The organism is Aeromonas popoffii, from assembly GCF_000820025.1.
Taxonomy (GTDB): Bacteria; Pseudomonadota; Gammaproteobacteria; order Enterobacterales; family Aeromonadaceae; genus Aeromonas; species Aeromonas popoffii.
The window spans coordinates 1-22,093 of record NZ_CDBI01000013.1; the positions used below are offsets into that span (position 1 = coordinate 1).

General features: G+C 61.2%; 9 protein-coding genes and 1 pseudogene. 5 read left to right on the top strand and 5 right to left on the bottom strand.

Annotated features, from left to right (window positions below):
- Nucleotides 1–60: 60 nt before the first annotated feature.
- Nucleotides 61–9,981: pseudogene (locus BN1129_RS02245) on the top strand (T1SS-143 repeat domain-containing protein); the annotation flags it as partial.
- 170 nt (nt 9,982–10,151) lie between these two features.
- On the opposite strand, the gene glpC reads toward BN1129_RS02245, so the two are convergent.
- From glpC to BN1129_RS02265, 4 genes are all read right to left on the bottom strand, one after another.
- On the bottom strand, nt 10,152–11,354 hold the full coding sequence (glpC, locus tag BN1129_RS02250) for an anaerobic glycerol-3-phosphate dehydrogenase subunit GlpC (RefSeq protein WP_042034214.1): 1,203 nt from the start codon (nt 11,352–11,354) through the stop codon (nt 10,152–10,154).
- Nucleotides 11,355–11,457: 103 nt separating this feature from the next.
- On the bottom strand, nt 11,458–12,735 hold the full coding sequence (glpB, locus tag BN1129_RS02255) for a glycerol-3-phosphate dehydrogenase subunit GlpB (RefSeq protein ID WP_042034215.1): 1,278 nt from the start codon (nt 12,733–12,735) through the stop codon (nt 11,458–11,460).
- Nucleotides 12,732–14,426 carry an anaerobic glycerol-3-phosphate dehydrogenase subunit A gene (gene glpA / locus BN1129_RS02260; RefSeq protein WP_042034217.1) on the bottom strand — a complete coding sequence of 565 codons (1,695 nt, stop codon included), beginning with the start codon at nt 14,424–14,426 and terminating at the stop codon, nt 12,732–12,734. The genes glpB and glpA overlap by 4 nt, the downstream gene beginning before the upstream one ends.
- Before the next feature lie 194 nt (nt 14,427–14,620).
- Nucleotides 14,621–15,076, bottom strand: coding sequence for a YchJ family protein (locus BN1129_RS02265; RefSeq protein ID WP_084204547.1), 456 nt, complete (start codon nt 15,074–15,076; stop codon nt 14,621–14,623).
- Between the two features lie 129 nt (nt 15,077–15,205).
- On the opposite strand from BN1129_RS02265, the gene BN1129_RS02270 reads away from it, so the two are divergent.
- From BN1129_RS02270 to BN1129_RS02285, 4 genes are all read left to right on the top strand, one after another.
- Nucleotides 15,206–16,873, top strand: coding sequence for a methyl-accepting chemotaxis protein (locus BN1129_RS02270; protein ID WP_042034219.1), 1,668 nt, complete (start codon nt 15,206–15,208; stop codon nt 16,871–16,873).
- A gap of 105 nt (nt 16,874–16,978) precedes the next feature.
- A complete protein-coding gene (locus BN1129_RS02275) occupies nt 16,979–18,190 on the top strand; it encodes an ROK family transcriptional regulator (RefSeq protein WP_042034221.1) in 1,212 nt (403 codons plus the stop codon).
- Nucleotides 18,187–19,770, top strand: coding sequence for an ATP-binding protein (locus BN1129_RS02280; protein ID WP_042034222.1), 1,584 nt, complete (start codon nt 18,187–18,189; stop codon nt 19,768–19,770). The genes BN1129_RS02275 and BN1129_RS02280 overlap by 4 nt, the downstream gene beginning before the upstream one ends.
- A complete protein-coding gene (locus BN1129_RS02285) occupies nt 19,771–20,445 on the top strand; it encodes a response regulator (RefSeq protein ID WP_042034224.1) in 675 nt (224 codons plus the stop codon).
- A 109-nt stretch (nt 20,446–20,554) separates the two neighbouring features.
- On the opposite strand, the gene BN1129_RS02290 is transcribed toward BN1129_RS02285, so the two are convergent.
- Nucleotides 20,555–22,087, bottom strand: a complete 1,533-nt coding sequence (locus BN1129_RS02290) for a tripartite tricarboxylate transporter permease (RefSeq protein ID WP_042034225.1) — start codon at nt 22,085–22,087, stop codon at nt 20,555–20,557.
- Nucleotides 22,088–22,093: the final 6 nt, after the last annotated feature.

Here is a 22,093-nt window from a genome sequence, read left to right on the forward strand (position 1 = left end):
GATGACGGCAAATACAGCGTAACCTTCCATCAGCAGCTCGATCAGGGCAGTGCAAATAGCTTGCTGCAAGCGAGCTTTTCCCTGCTCGACAGTGATGGCGACAAGGTCTCCTCCACCCTTACAGTCGCGGTGGGCGATGGCGCCAACCCGACCATCTCTGCCGTGACTGGCACCACGATGACCGAGACGGCGCAAGGGGAGGCGGCCGCCGTCAACACCATGAGTTTCTCGGTCGCGCACGGTAGCGATGCCCTCGACCCCAGCTCCCTTGGTTTTGATATCACCGCTATTCAGGGCACCCTGACCGGGTTGACCAGCCACGGCAATCCGGTCACTTTCTCCCTCGATGCTAACGGCCAGTTGGTCGGGACCGCCGGTGGACAGGTGGTGCTGCACGCCGAGCTGAGTCTGGTCGACAACAACGGCAACTGGAGCGTCACCGCCAAGGTGACCCTGACCGGCGAGCTGGACCACAAGGGGAGCGAATCCCTCAAGCTGCCGCTGGCAGTTACCCTTGCTGACCAGGATGGCGATAGCGTCGGCACCACGCTGCCGCTCACCATTGTGGATGGCAAGGCGCCGAGCTTTATCGCTGGTACTGGCATGACGCTGGATGAGGGGGACCTCACCGGCAGTAACAGCCTGAGCCAAACCGGCCACTTCGATGTGCAAGCCGGGTCGGATCGGGTGGCCGAAGTGGCCTTTGCTGATGCCAACCAGCAACCGGCTCTCACTGCTCTCGGCCAGAGCGTTAAATACGAGCTGGTTGATGGGGATCCCGCCATCCCCGGCAGTCAGTTGCTCAAAGGTTATGTGATGGTGGATGGCCAGCGGGTCGAGGTGTTCGAGGTTACGCTTTCCGGCAGCCTCGATCAGGCGGGCAAGAACGGGTTTGACTATCAGGTGACCCTCTATCAGGGGCTCCATCAGGGTGGCAACGCCGTGACCGAGCTGCCCATCAAGGTGATCGTCAACGACTACGACAAGGCAGGCGGCAACAACGACAGCACCAGCGGCACCCTCAATATCACGATTGGGGAAGGGGAGAAACCGACCCTCACCCTGACCGGCGTGACGCTTGGCGAAGGGCGTTTCGATGGCGCCAACTTGGCCACCGATGATCAGCAGGCGAGCGGCAAGATCGCCATCCAGGCTGACTCAGACCCTGTGGTCGATGTGCGGTTGGCCCTCTCCGGTCAGGTCATGGATGCCAGTGGCAAGCCCATTACCCACAATGGCGAAGCCTTGACCTGGAAGGCCGTTGGCACGGATGGCCACAGCTTCCAGGCGGTGACCGGCGGCGGTCTGGTAGTGATGACTGTGTCCATCCCCACCGTCCCCGCCAGCATCGCCGCTCACACCAGTGCGGAGATCGGCTATCAGGTGACGGTGCATACCAATCTGGATCACGGCGCTGACAACAAGTTGGAACTGACTTTGCCAGTCAAGGTCACTGATAGCGATGGCAGCCAGAGTCAGGGCTCAGCCACTATCACAGTAAGTGACAGCGCCGATCCTGCGCTCGGTCTGGACAAGGGGGTCGCCCTGCAAGAGGGGGGCAACCAGAGCATTGATGGTCAGCTGCCGGTGACGGTGGGCAGTGATCGTCTGGTCTCCCTCAACTTTGATGCGAACCAACCGGCGTTGGCCGGGCTGACCAGTCAGGGCAAGGCCACCAGTGTCGAGGTCAATGACAACCAGCTGATCGTCAAGGATTGGCAGGGCAAGACGATCCTCACCGTCACCATCGGGCTGGATGGCAAATACAGCGTTTCTCTGACCGGCGTGTTTGACGAGCCGGTGGCGACCGATCGACTTAATCTCGGCTTGAACGTACAAGGCAGCGACTTTGACGGGGACAAGAGCAACCTCGGCACCCTCAATATCACCATTACCGACGGTGTTTTGCCGCAAGTGAATCCGGTTTCGGTCACCGTAAGCGAAGATAGCGACTGGCAGCTGGGGCAGAGCCTGTCTGGCGATCTGGCCATCACGGTAGGCAGCGATCCATTGGCCAGCATCACCTTCGATGCCAATCAGCCGGGGTTGCAAGGGTTCACCTCGGGCAAGCAGGCCGTTGCCATCACGGTGGCCGATCACCGTATCGAGGGGCATACCCCCGATGGCAAGCTGGTGTTTGAGTTGACCCTCGGCGATGACGGCAAATACAGCGTCACCTTCCATCAGCAGCTCGATCAGGGCAGTGCAAATAGCTTGCTGCAAGCGGGCTTTTCCCTGCTCGACAGTGATGGTGACAGGGTCTCTTCCACCCTTACAGTCGCGGTGGGCGATGGCGCCAACCCGACCATCTCTGCCGTGAGTGGCACCACGATGACCGAGACGGCGCAAGGGGAGGCAGCCGCCGTCAGCACCATGAGTTTTTCGGTTGCGCACGGCAGTGATGCCCTCGACCCCAGCTCCCTTGGTTTTGATATCACCGCGATTCAGGGCACCCTGACCGGGCTGACCAGCCACGGCAATCCGGTCACTTTCTCCCTCGATGCTAACGGTCAGTTGGTCGGGACCGCCGGTGGACAGGTGGTGCTGCGCGCCGAGCTGAGTCTGGTCGACAACAACGGCAACTGGAGCGTCACCGCCAAGGTGACCCTGACCGGCGAGCTGGACCACAAGGGGAGCGAATCCCTCAAGCTGCCGCTGGCAGTTACCCTTACCGACCAGGATGGCGATAGCGTCGGCACCACGCTGCCGCTCACCATTGTGGATGGCAAGGCGCCGAGCTTTATCGCTGGCACAGGCGTGACGCTGGATGAGGGGGGCCTCACCGGCAGTAACAGCCTGAGCCAAACCGGCCACTTCGATGTGCAAGCCGGGTCGGATCGGGTGGCCGAAGTGGCGTTTGCCGATGCCAGTGAACAGCCTGTGCTGACTGCATTGGGTAAACCGGTGCAGTACGAGTTGGTTGATGGGGATCCCGCCATCCCCGGCAGCCAGCTGCTCAAAGGTTATGTGATGGTGGATGGCCAGCGGGTCGAGGTATTCGAGGTCAAGCTGACTGGCAGCCTCGATCAGGCGGGCAAGAACGGGTTTGACTATCAGGTGACCCTCTATCAGGGGCTTCATCAGGGTGGCAACGCCGTGACCGAGCTGCCCATCAAGGTGATCGTCAACGACTACGACAAGGCAGGCGGCAACAACGACAGCACCAGCGGCACCCTCAATATCAAGATTGGGGAAGGGGAGAAACCGACCCTCACCCTGACCGGCGTGACGCTTGGCGAAGGGCGTTTCGATGGCGCCAACTTGGCCACCGATGACCAGCAGGCGAGCGGCAAGATCACCATCAAGGCCGACTCAGACCCCGTGGTCGATGTGCGGTTGGCCCTCTCCGGTCAGGTCATGGATGCCAGTGGCAAGCCCATTACCCACAATGGCGAAGCCTTGACCTGGAAGGCCATTGGCACGGATGGCCACAGCTTTCAGGCGGTGACCAGCGGCGGTCTGGTAGTGATGACGGTGTCCATCCCCACCGTCCCCGCCAGCATCGCCGCTCATACCAGTGCGGAGATCGGCTATCAGGTGACTGTGCATACCAACCTGGATCACGGCGCTGACAACAAGTTGGAACTGACTTTGCCAGTCAAGGTCACTGATAGCGATGGCAGTGTGACCACCGGCAACACCACGGCGGTGATCTCTGATGCGGCCGATCCAGTGATCACCAATGTCGAGGGGGGGACCGTCAAGGAGTCCGATCTCAATGGTGGCGGTGGCCAGCATGGGGGGACCAGCCCGTCAGGCACGGGCGAAGTTGCCGTCGGCCAGGTGACGATTGCCGCCGGGAGCGACCGGGTGGTCTCTCTGCAACTGGATGTGGCACGTTTCAACGCCCTCAACAGCCTCACGTCGGGGGGCAAGGCGGTCACCATCGGCGCCGATAGCCAGCCGGGCGTGTATCTTGGCAAGGACAGCGCGGGCAAGGTTATCTTCAAGCTGACTTTGGATGTCTCCGGCCGTTATACCTTCGAGCTCTCCGGCAATCTGGATCACAGCGTCCAGGGTAAGGATCTGCTGGATATCCAGCTGCCGTTACAGGCGCGAGACAGTGACGGAGACCTCAGCGCCGAAGTGATTGGCCATGTGAGCGTGCAGGATGATGTGCCCGTGGCCGTGGATGCGAGCAAGACCCTGAATGAAGGTGCGAAAGTGACCGGCGATCTGCTGGCCACCGCCAGCGAGGGGGCGGACGATGCGGTGGTGAAATCGGTGACCATCAATGGTACCGAACACCCCATCGCAGCTAGCGGCAACACCACCATCGCGGTGGCTGACGGCACAGGGCAAGTCATCGGCACTCTGGTGATCAATGCCGAGGGTACCTACAGCTTTACCGCCAAATCGGGCATCGATCACAGCAACACCACGCTGGTGCAGCAGATTGAATTTCATCTGGTGGACGGGGACCGAGATACTGATGATGGGGTCCTGACCCTGACCATCCAGGATGAGGCAGGCAAGCTCACCGTGAGCGCGGCCACCGGCCAAGAGGATACGGGGGCGACCAATCCCGGCCAGGGGATCCCCATCACCATGAACCTGGATATAGGCGACTTCGATCGGGGTGAGCATGTGGAGCAGCTGCTTATCCAGGCACCGGCCAATGCCCAGGGCACCTTCTACTTCAACGGCATCGCACTCACCACCATTACCCAGGGTGGCAAGACCTGGTATCAGGTGCCGCCAGAGGCCATGGTGGCGGTGGCCAATACCAATGACAGGTTCCAGCTGACCGGTGTCACCTTCGTACCAAATCATGACTACTCGAGCTACAACAACGGGGGCAGCGCGCTGCGCTTCCCGGTGCAATTACAGGTGGGCGTCACCGAGGGGAACAAGCCCCCGGTGTTGACCGGCAATCTGGACATTACGGTAGAGGGCATTGCCGACAAGCCGCTCTGGGATGGGGCGAGCACGAATCAGCACTACAGCACCAATGAAGACAGTGCCGGTATCGCGCTCAACGTGAAGGCCGCGCTCACCGACACCGATGGCTCCGAAACCCTGAGCTACCAGATCAAGTGGGAGTCGGGCCAGGGCAGCCTGACCCTGAATGGCAAGGTGCTCACCCCGGGGGCAAACGGCCTCTACACCGTTGCTGGCGGCGACATCAACAAGATAATCGTGGTGCCCGGTAAGGACTACAGCGGTGACATCAAGCTGGTGGTGACACCGGTGAGCACAGAGAATACCCCTGTGGTGACCGACAAGGTGACAGCCCTCGGCGATCCGTTGGCGGTGGTGATCAACGTCAATCCGCAGGCGGATGATGCCAAGCTGACCATTCGTGATATTCAGGGCAAGGAAGACATCTTGCTCGATTTGGGTAGCAAGATCTCCCTGGCTCAGCTGGGTGACAAACTCGATGGCTCCGAGCAGATGTTTGTCCGTATCAGCGGCTTGCCTGCCGGGGCAACCTTGCTGCTTGGCGGTGTAGCGGTGGGTCAGAATGCGGCGGGCTACTACGAGGTGCCCTATGACCGCATTCGCGAGCTCAAGCTTGAACCACCGAAAAACAGCAACGTCGATTTCGATCTCACCATCAAGGGAGTGGTGAAAGACACCGCAACGCTGACCGATGCCAATGGCCAGATCCATACAGTGGTCAACGAGAAGGAGACCGGCGCCCAGACCATCCATGTGGATTTGGTTGGGGTCGTGGATAAACCACACGTCGAGTTGGGCGGCACAGGTTGGGCGTCTGAAGGCGCAGGGTACGCCATCACGGTGGCCGAGGATGGCAAGGCGCCGCTCAACTTCAAACTGGCATCCGGTGAGTGGGTAGAGACCCCTCTCGATCACTCGGAAAGTCTCAACATGGTGTTGGGTGGTTTGCCAGACGGAGCCCGGGTGTTCGATGCCAGTGGCAATGAGTTGACCCTCACCTTTGCCGGACTCGATGCCAGTGGTAAACCGACGTATCAGGTCAATGTGTCGGATCTGGGCAATCTGCAGATCCAGCCGCCACCCAATAGCACCGCTGATCTGCATCTGATTGCCAAGGTCGTGGTGACCGAGAGCGATGGCGATCACAAGAGCTTCGAGGTGCCCCTGCACATCAAGGTTGAACCGGAGATCGATGCGACCCACTACAGCAAGACCAGCCATGGTCTTGAAGATCAGTTCGTTGCGCTCGACTGGCATCCGGTGTTGACCGATGGGGCCGAACAGGTGACTGGTCTGACGCTATCGGGCGTGGCAGATGGATACCAAATCTGGTTGCGTGCAGGTGGCGTTGATACCCAGATCGCCATCAGTGGGGGCAATGTCTCGTTGACCTCCGCTCAACTCGACAGCCTGCTCAAGGGTGGGCAGCTGTTGGTGAAAGCGCCGGAAGATAGTGACAGGGATATTACGATTCAAAGCCATGTCACCGTGACCCAGCATGATGTGGATTCCAGTGTGGTGGCTAACAAAGTGATTGATGGGCAACTGCACGTCGATATCCAGGCGGTGGTGGAACTCGATGGCAATCTGGTACAAGTCGGGGGGGCTCTGGTCAGTCCTGATGGAGATGACATTCCGCTCAACGGTGTCTTTGTTTTTGAGGAGCTGGATCTTAGCAGCAGTGAGACCATCAACTATCTGGTGATAAGCGAGTTGCCTCCCGGTTTCGTGGTGGTGGGGGGGATTAACGATGGTCTGGGCAACTGGACTGTACCGAGTAGCTCGCTTGGCCATTATTCTTTACACGCTCCTGGTGGTTATCCTGGTGGTACCGTCACCTTCAAGGTGAGTGCCCAAGTGATCGATCTTGGCGATAACAATGAACATGATGTCAGTATGCCGGCTTATCGTAAGCTGACGGCCACTGCCGAGTTTAAAGATAAAATTGAGTCAAATCAGGTTGCAGCAACCGTCGATGTTGACAACAGAGCCCCTATAACCGGCGTAGAAGATCACGGAGTCAACGTTGGTGCCCAGCTTAAGAACATGGTTACCCTTGGCGCTGCGGATATGGGCGATGATGAACTCAGTATCGTTATCACCGGTCTGCCAGCCGGGGTGAATGTAGAGGGGCTGACCTTCGACTTCGTCAATAACGAGTATCTGATCAAGCTGCCGGGCGGCCTCAGTGACCTTGACAGGCTGACTCTGACCCTGCCGGAGGATTATGCTGGCAACAACCTGCATTTCAATGTGCGGTTGGTCAACACCGATACGGTGAGCGGTGATACCAAGACAGTCGAGAAGCAAGTCACTCTTTCCATCACCCCCGAAGTGGATATCAACGGCGGCCAGGATGGTCACCCTGAGCTGACGCTGCAGGTGAGGGACGTGAACGGTCAGCCGAGTAACGTTGAAGACACAGTGACTCACCTCAACCTCTCGGTCAAACTGGCCGATATCAGCCCGAACGTTGCGGATGGCGGTCTCGAGACTGTGGAGACGGTGACCATTACCGTCGATCCCAAGTTTGGCTATTTCCTGGTGGGCAACCAGCCACTGACCACGCTGGTGGTGAGCGATATGGCGGCGCTCAAGGATCTGGTGTTTGTGCCAAAAGAGCACTTTAGCGGCAAGGTACCGCTGGATATCAAGGTCGATATTCTGGATACCGCCACCACGGGCACGGCGCAAGGCAGCTGGAACGGGCATGTGGAATTTGAGGTCAAGCCGGTCAACGACCCGGCCACGCTCACGGTACACAATGTGGCAGGCAATGAGGATGGCACGATCAACCTCGCCGGATTTGGCGCGGCCCTTGTCGACAACGATGGCTCGGAACAGATAGTCGCGCTGCAGATCAAGGGGGTACCGGATGGCTTCACGCTGTCGGCTCCAGCGGTCAACAATGGCGGTGGCGTCTGGCAGATCCCGGTGGGGACTGACTTCTCCAAACTGACCCTGATCCCGCCAGCGGATTTCAGCGGTAGCGTGGATCTCTCCTTGAGCGCCTTTACCCTGGACAAGGGGCTCTCTATTCCGCTCGAGACCAGCGGCAGCTTCACCGTCACCGTCAATCCGGTGGGGGATGTCATCATCGCCGACATTCAGGACAAGGCGAGTGGCACCGAGGGGGATGTGATCACCCTGGATCTGGGGCTAGAGACCCATGATACCCAGGTAACCGGCGGCACTGCCGCTAATGTCCATGAGCATGGCCCGGAGCAGGTGCGGGTCACTATCGAAGGGGTACCTGATGGTGCCCAGATCCGCTTGCCAAACGGCGTTGCTGGCACTGTGGTTGATCTGGGAGGGGGGCGTTGGCAGGTGACCACGGATGGCGGCAAACTGGGTGCTGTCGAACTGGTGACCAATGACACCAACGGGACGCTGGATCTCAAGGTGACGGCCCAGAGTCTCGACAACGGCGCCCTTGGTCCCGAGGTCAATAGCACCATCCATGTGGATCTGAGCCCGGTCAACGATGCGCCGGTCAACGTGCTGCCTGCGACAGCGCTGGTGGCCGAGGAGGACACGCCGTATACCATTAATGGTTTGCAGGTGAAAGATGTGGATGCGGGCAGCAGCCCCATTGAGGTACGCCTCTCGGTCGAGCACGGTACCCTCAATCTGGCTGCGGGCAGCGGGGTGACCGTGAGCGGAAACGGGTCCGGTACGCTGGTGCTTAGCGGGTCGCTTGATGCCATCAATGCGCTGCTGTCCGGGGGGGTGACTTATCAGGGTAAGCAGGACTTCAATGGTCAGGATCAGCTCACCATGGTGACCAATGATCTTGGCAATACCGGCAGCGGCGGTGCGCTTGGCGATACCGATGTGGTGGCGATTGAAGTGCAGCCGGTCAACGACGCGCCGATCAATCAGGTGCCGGGCAGCATGACGGTGAAAGAGGATGGTTCGCTGTCGCTTTCCGGTATCAGTGTGAAGGACGTGGATGCAGGCACTGCCCCCGTGTCCGTGGTGCTGCGGGTCGAGCACGGTGTGCTAACCCTGCTGGGTGCTAGCGGCGCGGTGGGGGTGCAGGGTGCAGGTACCAGCGAGATCACCCTGGTGGGTTCTCTTGTCGATATCAATAACCTGCTTGCCAGCCAGCTGCACTATGAACCAGCCAAGGATTTCTGGGGCGATGACAATCTCACCATCACTACCTCGGATCAGGGCAACACGGGGTCGGGTGGGGCGCTGACCGACAGTGCCCAGATCGGCATTACTGTGACCGCCGAGGCGGACGATCCGCGCCTTAATCTGGGGGCCCATGAGATCCACGCCCTGCAGGGGGCCTGGGTACCGCTCAACCTGAGCGCCAGCGTGGTCAACCCCGCGCCGGGTGAGCTCTCCGTTCGCATCCACAACCTGGGCGGCGGCCAGGTGGTGGACGAGCATGGCCAGAGCGTGGGTCATGCTGACAGCAACGGTGACTGGCTACTGCCGATGGATCAATCCGTGCCGATCTATCTCAAGGATCTGCCGGTGGGAGATCACGCCCTGACCCTGAGTGCAGAGTCCAGTGTGGGTGGCGCTATCATCAGCTCCCCGTCCGATACGGTCATCGTCCACAGCCAGAGCGGCCATGACCTGCAGGGCTCGGATCAGAGTGACTGGCTGTTTGGTTCCGGTGGAGATGATCGGCTCCTGGCTGGCCAGGGGGATGACGTGCTCAGGGGGGGCCAAGGCAACGACATTCTGACTGGCGGTGCCGGCAGCGATCTCTTCGTGTGGGGAAGTGGTGATGAGGGGACGGCGGCGTTGCCTGCCATGGATACCATTACCGACTTTCGCCCGGAAGAGGGGGACAAGATCGATCTGACTGACATGTTGCACGGGGTGACCGACAACAGCGTGGATGGCTTGCTCAATCACCTCTCCGCCAGTATGGCCACCGGCAGCAGCGGGCTGAGCGACGTGAGTCTCTCGGTATCACCGGCGGGGGATGGCCAGGTGACTCAGCAGATCACCCTGAAGGACGTGGACTTGAGCAGCTGGCATGTTGCCAGTAGCTCGTCCCACGATATCTTGCAGTCCATGCTTGATAACCAGAGTTTGATCATCCAGCACCCTTGATGCGCTGAACATGCAAACGAGTAAAGGTAGAGCCGGCGATTGCCGGCTCTTTGTTTATCCATTCGCGGGCGATTGTGTTATCAGACCAGTGCCTGGGCCAGCAGGTGGATGGGGTGTGCACAGCGGAAATCGGAGTGCTCATCTCTATATCCATCTGCCACTGTGGTCCCTTATGCCAGCGCCTGAGCCAGCAGGTGGATGGGATGTTCGCAGCGAAATGCCGTGCTCATCTCGATCTGCCATTTGCAGGTCTCGCAGTCGGTGATGACCAGATCAGGCTTGAGGCGGTTTATCTGATCAAACAACCCTTCACCTATGGCCTGGCTGGTCTCGTAGTTCTCCGACTTGAAGCCGTAGGTGCCGGCGATGCCGCAGCACTGGGACTCCAGTACCGTCACCTTGACCCCGGGAATGGCGCGCAGCAATTCGAGTGTGTAGATGACGCCGCCCATCTTCTCCATGTGGCAAGGGGTATGGTAGGCGATGTGCAGGTCCAGCGGCTTCATGGCCGGTTTGTTGCCCTTGTAGAACTCGTTCCACAGGAAGCGGGTCACCAGCGAGATGCGATCGCGCACCTTGTGGTTGTCCTGCTCCAGCAGGTGGGGGTATTCATCCCGTAGGGTGAAGCCGCAGGTGGAGGAGGTGGCCAAGAGCGGCATCTCGTTGCCCAGCAGGGTGTTCTCCAGCTGCTTGATGTTGAAGGCCGCCTGCTGCTTGGCCTTGTCCATGAAGCCGTTGGCAATCAGCGGCACACCGCAGCACTTCTCCCGCTCCAGCAGTTGCATGCCTATGTTCATGGCGTTGAGTACTTGCACCAGCTCCTTGCCGAGCTGCGGGTGGTTGTAGTTGACGTAGCAGCCGTGGAAATAGGCTATCTGGCGCTCATATTGGGCCTGGCTGGCTTTCTGCTTCTTGTACCAGCCGCGGAAGGTGCCTTGCGAATACTTGGGCAGGTCGCGGTGGGAGGAGACGCCCAGCGCCTTGTCCAGTACCAGCTTCATGGGCTTGAGCCCGGTGGTGAAGTTGACCACGGGCGCCATCAGGGTGGACATGCCGCCCATCAGATCGGTGTGGGAGAGCACGAATTCGCGGATCCCGGGTTTGAAGCCGCTGTACTTGTGTTTGGCCTTGGCGATGATGTCGCCGATGCGCACCCCGCTCGGGCAGGCCACTTCACAGCGCTTGCAGTTGGTGCAGTACTTGAGGGCGCTGTCGAACAGCTCAGGGCTCTTGATGCGCAGCCGCTCCCCATCCGGGCCCGCCTGTTTCGGGCCGGGGTAGGCGGGATTGGCCTTGGCCACCGGGCAGTAGGCGGTGCAGACGGTGCATTTGATGCACTGATCGAAAGTTTGGTTGGCGTGATCCAGTAGCATGATTTACTCCTCCCGGGCCGGATTGAAAGCGCAAGGGACGCGGCAATGGGGTTGTCGAGCGGGCAGCGAACGGCCCGCAGTCAGGAAATGCAGGGTTGGCATCCTACACCCCTGCCAGAATATGGCAGGCGGCCTGCCAGCCGGTGGCAACGGCGACACCGGAGCCGGAGCCTTCGCGGATCGGATCATAGTGAGCCAGCACGCTGCCCGCCCCATAGAGGTTGGTGAGCGGCTTGCCGCCGCGCATTACCCGCAGCGTGTCATCCGTCTTGACCCCGAAGCCCATGAAGGGGTGGTGGTCGAACAGGCGGCGACCGGCCCAGGCGTCACGCTCCTCCAGACTTAGCACGTCGGCATTGAAGATAGGCTCGCGAATGCCACGCAGCCGGGATTCGAGGCCGCGACTGAAGAAGCTGCCGGAGGCGAGCACGAAGTGGTCCGCCTCGAACAGCTGATCGTCGCCGTTCTGGCTGTGTACGCCTATGACTCTGTCCCCCTCATAGCGGGCGCCCAGCACCCGTTCGCTGGTGAGGAAGGTGCCGCCAAGGGCCAGGAAGCGGCGCTTGAGGGCCTCTTGCATCCGCATGCCGATGAGTGATGGCGGCATGGTCGCCACCTCCTTGATGGTGCAGCCGGTGCGTTTTTCCAGCTCCGCCAGACGGGGGCCGACCAGCCCCAGCGACAGGCAGGCGGGCAATACAACATGGCGGCAACCGGGATCGCTGCTCTCGTGCACCATGCGGCAGATCTCGCGAGCCAGATCTGCCAGCAGATCGGGCTGGTCGCCCTGTTGTTTGTCAAACAGGCGGGCTATGTCAGCAGAGCGAAACTCGTGGGGATTGCGGCTGAATTCGGCAAGCTGGGGCAGGCGAATTTCGCCCGTCATGATGTGGCAGTGGGCGAAGCGTGGATGGGTCGCCAGGTTGGCGGCTGCGAGCGCCGGGTGAAAGTCGCGAAACCCTTCCAGGGTAGCCAGCAAGATGGCATCGGGGGTCGGTGCATCTGTCAGGCAGGCGCAGGTGTGGGGCGACAGCCAGGTGGATTTCAGGGTGCCTATGGGGGTCAGCCGCTGGTGGTTGGTCTCCTGGCGAAACAGGGGCAGCCCCTGCTCGTGGCAGTGGCGCTGCAGATCGGCGAGGCTTGCCTCTATGTTGGTCAGGCCTACTTTGCTGTAAGGGTGATCCGGATGCTCGGCCATGAAGGCGGGCAGGGCGGTGCGGGGATCGCCGTCGCTCTCCAGCAGATCGATGGAGCCGGAGGAGAAGTGCAGGGCACTCTGGCCAGAGGCCATCAGCAGCGTCTTCTGACCCGCTTCGGCGAGGCGCAGCGCCGCCGAGAGGCCCGCCATGCCGCCGCCTATCACGATACTGTCAAATTTCATGACTGCACTCCTTGAGCCAATGGGGCCTGGCTGTGGTCTTCTGTCTTGGTCACGGGGTCGAGAGGAAAGGGAGGCTCGGCCACCAGATGGGGCGCCGTCCACTCTCCCAGACCAAACAGCCCTTCGTAGATCCAGTAGGTAAACTCGGCTTCACGCAGGGCATCACCCCACAGCACGGGGCGGGTGCCCTTGTAACGCTCTTCCAGGAACTGGCGCAGCATGACGCATGCCTGACGGCCATCGGCCTTGCCATACTCCTGCATCAGGCCGGCGGCGCGATAGGCGCACAGTTCACCCTGACAGGGGCCCATGCCCAGACGGGTGCGGCGGCGCAGATCCACCAGGTTGTCCACGTCCAGCTCGCGCAGGGCATATTCGATTTCGCCCGCGGTGACCATTTCGCACTCGCAAATGAGGGCATTGGCCTTGGGATTGTCACGGAAGAAGGCGATGACCCGCTCGCCGTGGCGGTATTGGGCGGAGCCTTCGACCGGCACCGACAGACCGGGTGCGGAAACCTTCTCCGGATCCCGTGAGCCGGGCAGGCTGAGTTCGGCAGTGCGGCACGGCTTGGTGTTGCCTAGCTTCTTGGCGATGAGGTCGGTGGCCCACTCGGCCATCAGCCGATAGGTCATCAGCTTGCCGCCGGTGATGGTGTTGAAGCCCTTGAGGCCGTCGCGATCGCTGTGATCGAGCAGGACTATGCCGCGGCTGATGTTGCGGCCGGTCTCGTCGCCATCCACCGCCACCAGGGGGCGAACCCCGGCGTAGGCGCGCAGCAGACGGGTGCGCGCCATGATGGGGGCAAGTTTAATCCCCTCGCGCAGCAGCACTTCCACCTCCTCAGGATCCACGGTGAGCTGGTCAATCTTGTGGTAGTCGATGCGGCTGGAGGTGGTACCGATGAGGGAGATGGTATCGCCCGGCACCAGAATGTCCGCATCCGCCGGTTTGCGGGCGCGGTTGAGCACCATCTGGTTGATGCGGTAATCCATGATGAGCAGCGAACCCTTGGCCGGGAACATGCGGATGCCGAGATCGGCGTACTCGCAGATCTGCTGGCCCCAGATCCCGGCGGCATTGATCACCTCCTGACACTCCACCTCGAACGCCTCGCCAGTGTGGGTGTTGATGGCCTTGACGCCATGGACCCGATCCTGGGTGCGGAGCAGCCCCAGCACCTTGCTGTGGGTGAAGATGCGCGCGCCGTGTTCTTTGGCATCCAGCACGTTGGCTGCGGCGAGGCGGAAGGGATCGACAGTGCCGTCCGGCACTTGAATGGCGCCGATCAGCGCCGGATTAACGTTGGGCTCGAGGCGCAGCGCATCAGACGGATCCATCTGGCGTGCATCTATGCCCGCCAGAGCGCAGGCATTCATGAAGGTATTTTGAAAATTGATGTCATCTTCCGGCAGGGTGACGAAGAGACCGCCCGTCTCCTCGACGCAATGGCTGGCGATCCGCTTGAGGATGCGGTTCTCCTGAATGCACTCGCGGGCGGATTCCGGATCCGTCACCGCGTAGCGGGCACCCGAGTGGAGCAGGCCGTGGTTGCGGCCGGTGGTGCCGGCGGCGATGTCATCCCGTTCCAGCAGGATGCAGTCGATGCCGCGCAGTGCGCAATCGCGCATGATGCCGGCTCCGGTGGCGCCACCCCCTATGATGACGACTTGTGTGGTTATTCTTTTCATTGTTGCCCGTCTCATCTCTTCCAGATGACGCCAGTGTGGCGCCTCTCGGGCCGAAAATGTTTGATATGGGCCAAATTAATGCTCGTAAACGCTCATTTTGGTGCGAAATAATGAGCAAATCGTGATTCTTGTCACACTCCCGTATTAAAAGAGAAGGGGCCACCAGGGCCCCCTCTGCATGAGTTAGCCGCCACTCAACCGCAGCATTTCTTGAACTTCTTGCCGCTGCCACAGGGGCAAGGGTCGTTGCGACCAGCCTGCAGTGGTGTCGGATCCTGCTCGCCATCTGTGTAGACCCAGCGTCCCTGATGGCGCACGAAGCGGGAACGCTCATGCAGACAGTGGCGCTCATCCCCCTCCTTGAACCAGGCCTTGAACTCCACCACGCCGGTTTTGTCCGAAGGGCCGCCTTGGGCGGCGAGGATCTCCAGCCCATCCCAGCGGGTGTCGGTGTGGGAGAGTTGATCAGCCGTCAATCCCCCCAGATGATCAGGGTGCCAGCTGTGCACCAGATAGTCGCCCAGTCCCAGCACGAAGGCGCTGTAACGGGAGCGCATCAGCTGCTCCGGTGTCTGCGCCTCGGCCCCCTGGTGCAGTGATCCACAGCACAGTTCGAAAGAAAGAGTTGAACCGCAAGGACATTTTTTCATATGTCAGCCCATCAGGGTCGATAGAGGAGGTGCGGGGATTGTAGCGAAAGCGGGTCCCTGCCGACCAGCGCCCTATACTGGTTAGGTAGGAACGAAACACCAATAAAGACAGCTGTAAGGATGTGAAAGATGACGCTAAAGCAGAAAATTTTGTTGCTGGGAGCGATCCCCGTGCTCCTGATGGCCCTGGTGGTCAACCTCAGCAACTACATGATGTTCAAGAGTGATTTGGAAGCTGATCTGGTGGTGGCGCGGGAGAATGCGATCCAGGATCGCAAGGCATTGCTCAGCAGCTACCTGATGCTCGCCAAGACGGCCGTCGACAGGATCTACAACCAGCCAGACTCCCCGGAAGCGCGCAAGCAGGTCACCGAGATCCTGCGACCATTGCGCTACAGCAGCGATGGCTATTTCTTCATCTATGACTTTCAGGGCAATACCGTATTGCTGCCGACCCGCCCCGAGATGGAGGGTCAAAACCGCTGGCAGGACAAGGATGCCAAGGGCAAGCTGTTGATCCAGGAGATCATCAAGGCGGCGCGCCAGGGGGATGGCTTCTCCGAGTACTGGACCGCCAAGCCCTCCATCGGGCGGGATGTGCCCAAGCTCTCCTTCAACCTGGTGCTCGACAAGTATCAGTGGGTCATCGGCACGGGTTTTTACATCGATGACATCGACAACGAGCTGGCGGCGCTGCGCGCCGAGCGTGAGAGCAACATGCACAACTCCTTGCAAAGCAGCGTGCTGTTGATCCTGGTGATCCTGGGAATAACCCTGGCAGTGACAGTGCTGATCGGCAATCGGGTCACCCGACCGCTGGCGGATGCGGTATCGGCCCTCAATGACATCGCCGACGGGGAGGGGGATTTGACCCAGCGCCTCAAGGTGCAGAGTCATGACGAGATTGGCCAGCTGGCCACCGCCTTCAACCGCTTCGTCGAGCGGATCCAGTCGGTGGTGAGTCAGGTGGGGGAGACCAGCAATCATCTCTTCAGTGCGGTGGAGAAGCTGCACCACCTGAGCGAGCACTATGACCATCAGATGCACGGCCACAGCCGGGAGACGGATCAGGTGGTCACCGCCGTGACCGAGATGAGCTCCACCGCTCAGGAAGTGGCGGCCAGCGCCTCCAACGCAGCCACTGCTACCAGCGACGCGGCGCGCGAATCCGATGCCGCCCGTGGGGTGGTGGATTCCGCCATCAACAGCATCAACCGACTGGTGGACGAGGTGCATACCGCCTCCGGCGTTATCGAGCAGCTGGCGCACGAGACCGGCAAGATAGGATCCGTGGTTGAGGTCATTCGCGGCATTGCCGAACAGACCAACCTGCTGGCACTCAACGCCGCCATCGAAGCGGCGCGGGCGGGCGAGCAAGGGCGCGGATTTGCGGTAGTGGCGGACGAGGTGCGCTCCCTGGCGGGCCGTACCCAGCAGAGCACCAAGGAGATCAACGAGATGCTGCAGCGGTTGCAAAGCGGTGTCAAACAGGCGGTAGACGTGATGCAGGCCAGCGAGGAGCGCAGCCAGGAGACGGTACAGGAGGCGAGCCATATCGCCACCTCCCTCGACAGCATGGTGATGGCGGTCAGCACCATCAATGATATGAACATACAGATAGCGACGGCGGCCGAGGAGCAACATGCGGTCTCCGAGGAGATCAACAAGAACCTGGTGGCCATACAGCAGATCGTCAGCGAGCTGACCGATGCGGCTGTGGCGTCCAACAGTACCACCCGCGACTTGGCCAGCACGGGTGACAAATTGCGCAAACTTGTCTCCCAATTCCGCTACTGATCGCATTTTTGCCGTCTGGACGTGATTTCCAGACGGCAAATTTGGGGATTGGCGGAGAATGTGGGAAAATTGTCACCATCCGCTCTTTTCGTTAACCCATATCCTATGAATGAGATCGTGAAAGGCAGTATCGATTTGATCCGTCAGCTCAACTATGGTCTGGTCTACGCCAGCCTGGAGGAGCACAAGGAGCTGTCCCGTACCGATCTGTCCCGTTTGACCGGCCTCTCTCCGGCCAGCATCACCAAGATCACCCGTGAACTGCTCGATGGCGGTCTGGTGGTGACCTGTGGCGAGAGCTCGGTGGGCCGTGGTCGCCGTCAGACCCTGCTGCGCATCAACGAGCGCCGCTTCCAGTTTCTCTCCATGCGGCTTGGCCGTGGCTATGTGGACATGGCCCTGTTCGATCTGGCCGGTCGCTCCCTCGCCCGTCATCGTCACACCTTCAGCGAGGCTGAGCGTGCCGACCTGCTGGTCAGCCTGGTGCGCGCCATCCAGGGTTTCCTGCCAAAGAAAGCGCTGCGCCTTGCCTGTATTGCACTGTGCCTGCCGGGGCAGGTGGAGCGCCACTCCGGCATGGTCAAGCACTTCCCCTTTTATGATCTGCGTAACTGGCCGCTTGGCCCCACCCTGCAACAGGCGTTCGAGGTACCCGTGCTGGTCAGTGGCGACGTGCGCACCTGGATCCAGGCCGAGCGCGAGTGGGGGGCCGCCAAAAACTGCGCCGATGCGGTGCTGGTGTTCGTGCATAACGACATAGGTGTCGGCATGGTGGTCAATGGCCAGCTCATCGAGAGCGAGTCGGCCCTGCTCGGCGATCTCAGCCACCTGCAGCTCGAGCCCTATGGCCAGCGTTGCTACTGCGGTGGCTTTGGTTGCGCCTGTACCCTGGTGACCAATCAGGCACTGGAGGCGCAATACCGGGAGCTGCGTGAACGCATGCAGGAGCATGATCTGCCCGAGAGCGTTACCATCCGCGAGCTGTGCGAGCTGGCGCTGGCGGGCAACAGCCTGTGCCAGGACATATTGCATCAGGCGGCCGGTCGTCTCTCACGGGTGCTCTCCAACCTCATCTGCCTGCTCAATCCGGGCAAGCTGCTGCTGGGGGGGGAAATAACCCGCGCCGATCGGCTGCTGTTCCCCATGCTGCACCAGTCTCTGGCCAGCCAGTTGCCGGCCGAATACCTGGTACGGCTGCAAATCGAGTCTACCCACTTTTACGAAGATCCCACCAAGCCCACCTCGGTGCAGGTGCACAAGGTCCTGCGCGACGGCAGCCTGCTGCTCGACCTGTTGCGAGGTGACAAGGAGGCATGAGACTCGGGTTGCAAGGACGCTTCCTGCTGATGCTCTGTCTGGTCAGTCTGCTGCAACTGGTGCTGCTGAGCGGGGCCAGCTACTACTACGTTTCCGAGCAGCGCTACCGCGAGGTGGGGGATCAGGCCCTCGACGTGGCGCGGCTGGTGGCTCGTGAACCCGGGATCATCGCCGGTGTGAAGCGGGGTGATACCGCCCGGCTCAACCTGCTGGTGGAGCGGATCCGCGCCGAGGTTGGCGCCAGTTACATCGTCATCGGCGACAAGGAGGCGCGGCGGCTGGTGCACCCCAATGCGGATCGCATCGGCCAGCCCATGGTCGGTGACGATCCCAAACGAGCTCAGCAAGGGGAGGCTTACACCTCCCGGGCTGAGGGATCGCTCGGGGTTTCAGTGCGCGGCAAGGGACCGATCCGTGACGAGATGGAACAGGTCATCGGCGTGGTGTCGGTCGGTTATCTGGTGCGCGACATTGATGCGGATCTGCAGGGTTTTCTGCGCTTTGGTCTGGCGATGACTCTGATTATCGTCTTGCTCAACAGCGCCGCTGCTGCCTGGCTGGCGCGCCGCTACAAGCGGGCCCTGCTGGGGTTCGAGCCCGAGCAGATCGGGCGCCTCTATGCGGAGCTGGATTGTACCCTGCGCACGGTGCGTGAAGGGATCCTCACCATAGATGAACAGGGGCGGCTCACCTCCCTCAACCCCAATGGCATCCGATTGCTGCGCCTCGACGAGCAGGCGGCAAGGACGGCCATAGGCCAGCCCATCACCCGCTTGTTGCCGGAGAGCCGCATGCTCTCCCTCATTCAGGATCCCCGTCCCCAATTTGATGAAGAGATAGTGCTCAACGGCCAGCAGCTCATCGTCAACCGGCTGCCGCTGGTGCGGGACGGCAAGCTGATCGGCGCCGTGTCGAGCTTTCGGCGCAAGGATGAGCTGGCCGAGCTCAGCGCTCAGCTCTCCCAGGTGCAGGCCTACAGCGACTTGCTGCGGGTACAGACCCACGAACACAACAACCAGCTCGGCACCATTGCCGGCCTGATCGAGCTCGGTGCCACCCAGGAGGCGCTCGCCTTCATCGGGCGGGAGGCCGCTACCGAGCAGACCCTGCTCAGCTTCCTGATGGGGGCCATCGCCAAGCCCAAGGTGGCAGGGCTGCTGCTTGGCAAGTATCACAGGGCCCATGAGCTGGGGTTGGTTCTGGAGGTCGACGCGGAGGCTCATCTGCATGACATTCCCCTTCGTGTCAGCGGTTCCCAGCTGGTGACAGTGTTGGGCAATCTCATCGACAATGCCTTCGAGGCCACCCGTCGCCACGGCGCGCCTTATCAGCCGATCCGGGTCTCGTTGAGCGATCTCGGCCAGGATCTCATTCTGGAGGTGGAAGACGGGGCGGGCGGCATAGATCCCGCCCTGGCGGACAGGTTGTTCGAGCGCGGCGTCAGCAGCAAGGTCGAGCCCGGTCACGGCATCGGCCTCTCTCTGGTGCGCAAGACCCTGGATGCCCTGCAGGGGACCATCACTATCGAAGCCACGGCGCAGGGAAGTTGCGTCGTCTGTTACATTCCCAAGGAGGTGTGAGTGATCAAGATCCTGATCGTCGAAGATGATCCGGCCATCGCCGAGATCCACCGTCGCTTCGTGCAGCGGCTGGCGGGCTTCGAGGTGCTGGGGGTGGCGCTCACCCTGTTCGATGCCAGAGAGCAGATAGCCATCCTCCAACCCGATCTGGTGCTGCTGGATGTGTGGCTGCCGGATGGTGAAGGCTTTTCCCTCTTGCGCGAACTGCGCCAGGCGGGGGCATGCCTGGATGTGATCTTGCTCACTGCTGCGCGGGAGGCGAGCGCCCTGCAGGAGGCGATGCGGCTCGGGGTGGTGGACTTTATCCTCAAACCCGTGGTGTTCGAGCGGCTACGCGATACCCTGGGCAACTATGCCGAGAGCCGCGCCGCCCTGGCGGCCCTTGCCGATATCGATCAGCAGGCGGTGGATGCCCTGTTTGGTACACCGCTGCAGCAGGTGGCGGCCGGTGGCCTGCCCAAGGGAATAGACGCGCTCACCCTGCAACGGGTACTGGCGGCATTGACCAGTGTCGGGGCCAGCGCAGAGGAGATAGGCAACCGGGTGGGGGTGAGCCGTACCACGGCGCGCCGTTATCTGGAGTTTCTGGTGGGTCAGCAGCTGGCGAGCCCGGAGCTGGAATATGGCACTGTGGGCCGGCCGGAGCGGCGCTATCAGTCAATACAGAAGCGCTAACACGGATGCGCCAGCACCAAGCTGCCAGTCGCGATATGCTGGCAGCATGGGAATTTCCCCATAAAAAGAGCGCCTTTCGGCGCTCTTTTGCTTCATGAAAACCCTGGGTTCAGGTCGGATCGGACTGCAGACTGGCAGCCGGTGCACGACGGGCCTGCCACCACTGCCAGACTGGCAACAGCAGCATCACCAGAGTCACCAGCGTGAAGCCGAGGGTAATGGGTCGCTCCCACAGGAAGCTCAGTGAGCCGTCGTTGATCACCAGGGCCCGGCGCAGGTTATCCTCCAGCATGCCCCCCAGAATGAACCCGAGCAGCATGGGGGCCATGGGGAAGTCCAGCAGGCGCAGGCCGATGGCGATCAGCGCTACCAGTACCATCACATAGATGTCCATGGTGTTGAAAGAGACCAGGTAGACCCCGATCAGCGAGAACAGCAATACCATGGGAATGAGCACGGGGCGCGGCACCTGCAGTATCTTGGCCAGATAGGGAATGAGCGGCAGGTTGAGGATCAGCAGCACCACGTTGCCCAGATACATGGAGATGATCACCGACCAGAACACCTCCGGGTGCTCCATGAACAGGCGCGGGCCCGGTTGAATACCGTAGGCGATGAGTGCCCCCAGCATCAGCGCCGTGGTGCCCGAGCCCGGGATCCCCAGGGTCAGCAGGGGCACGAAGGCGCCACTGGAGGCGGCGTTGTTGGCCGCCTCCGGTGCGGCTATACCGGTCAGGCTGCCCTTGCCGAACTCCTCCTGCCTGCGCTTGCTGGCGAAGTTGCGCTCGGCGCCATAGGCCATGAAGGAGGCGATGGTGGCGCCAGCGCCCGGCAGCACACCGATAAGAAAGCCCAGCACCGAGGAGCGCGCTATGGGCGGCGCTATCTCTTTTACCTCGGCCTTGCTCAGCTTGAGGGAGCCGAGCTGCTGGATCTTGCTCGCCTCCTCCTTGCTGGTGTCTTTGCCCGGGCGCAATACCGTCATCAGGATCTCCGCCAGGGCGAAGGTGGCCATGGCCAGCAACAGGAAGGAGAAGCCATCGCGCAAGTCCGGCAGGCCGAAGGTGAACCTGTCCACCCCGACGCTGCGGTCGATGCCAACAGTGGAGAGCATGATGCCGAACAGCGCCATGATCAGCGCCTTGAGCACCTGGCCCTTGCCGGCAAACGCCGCCACCGCGGAGAGCCCCAGCACCATGAGGGCGAAGTAGTCTGCTGACTGGAAGGAGAGGGAGACCTTGGCGAGCAGGGGGGCCGCCACCATCAGGAAGATGGCTGACAGGGTGCCGCCGGTGAAAGAGGCGTAGGCGGCGATGGCCAGCGCCTTGCCCGCCTGTCCCTTGCAGGCCAGTGGATAGCCGTCGATGGCGGTGATCATGCTGGCCGAGCAGCCCGGGGTGTTGATCAGGATGGAGGAGGTGGATCCCCCAAACATGGAGCCGTAGTAGACCCCGGCCATCAAGATGATGCCGGAGGCCGGATCCAGCCCGTAGGTGATGGGGATCATCAGAGCGATGGCGGTGACCGGCCCGAGGCCCGGCAGCATGCCGATGAAGGTGCCGACGAAGCAGCCGACGATCACCATAAAGATGTTGATGGGCATCATGGCGGTGCCCAGTCCTTGCAAAATGCCGTCTAACATGGATTC

Bases quoted from the DNA above. Each gene is read 5' to 3' on its own strand.
- BN1129_RS02270 (WP_042034219.1), top strand. From the start codon at position 15,206: ATGACGCTAAAGCAGAAAATTTTGTTGCTGGGAGCGATCCCCGTGCTC.
- BN1129_RS02265 (WP_084204547.1), bottom strand. From the start codon at position 15,076: ATGAAAAAATGTCCTTGCGGTTCAACTCTTTCTTTCGAACTGTGCTGT.
- BN1129_RS02275 (WP_042034221.1), top strand. From the start codon at position 16,979: ATGAATGAGATCGTGAAAGGCAGTATCGATTTGATCCGTCAGCTCAAC.
- BN1129_RS02290 (WP_042034225.1), bottom strand. From the start codon at position 22,087: ATGTTAGACGGCATTTTGCAAGGACTGGGCACCGCCATGATGCCCATC.
- BN1129_RS02280 (WP_042034222.1), top strand. From the start codon at position 18,187: ATGAGACTCGGGTTGCAAGGACGCTTCCTGCTGATGCTCTGTCTGGTC.
- glpC (WP_042034214.1), bottom strand. From the start codon at position 11,354: ATGCTACTGGATCACGCCAACCAAACTTTCGATCAGTGCATCAAATGC.
- glpB (WP_042034215.1), bottom strand. From the start codon at position 12,735: ATGAAATTTGACAGTATCGTGATAGGCGGCGGCATGGCGGGCCTCTCG.
- glpA (WP_042034217.1), bottom strand. From the start codon at position 14,426: ATGAAAAGAATAACCACACAAGTCGTCATCATAGGGGGTGGCGCCACC.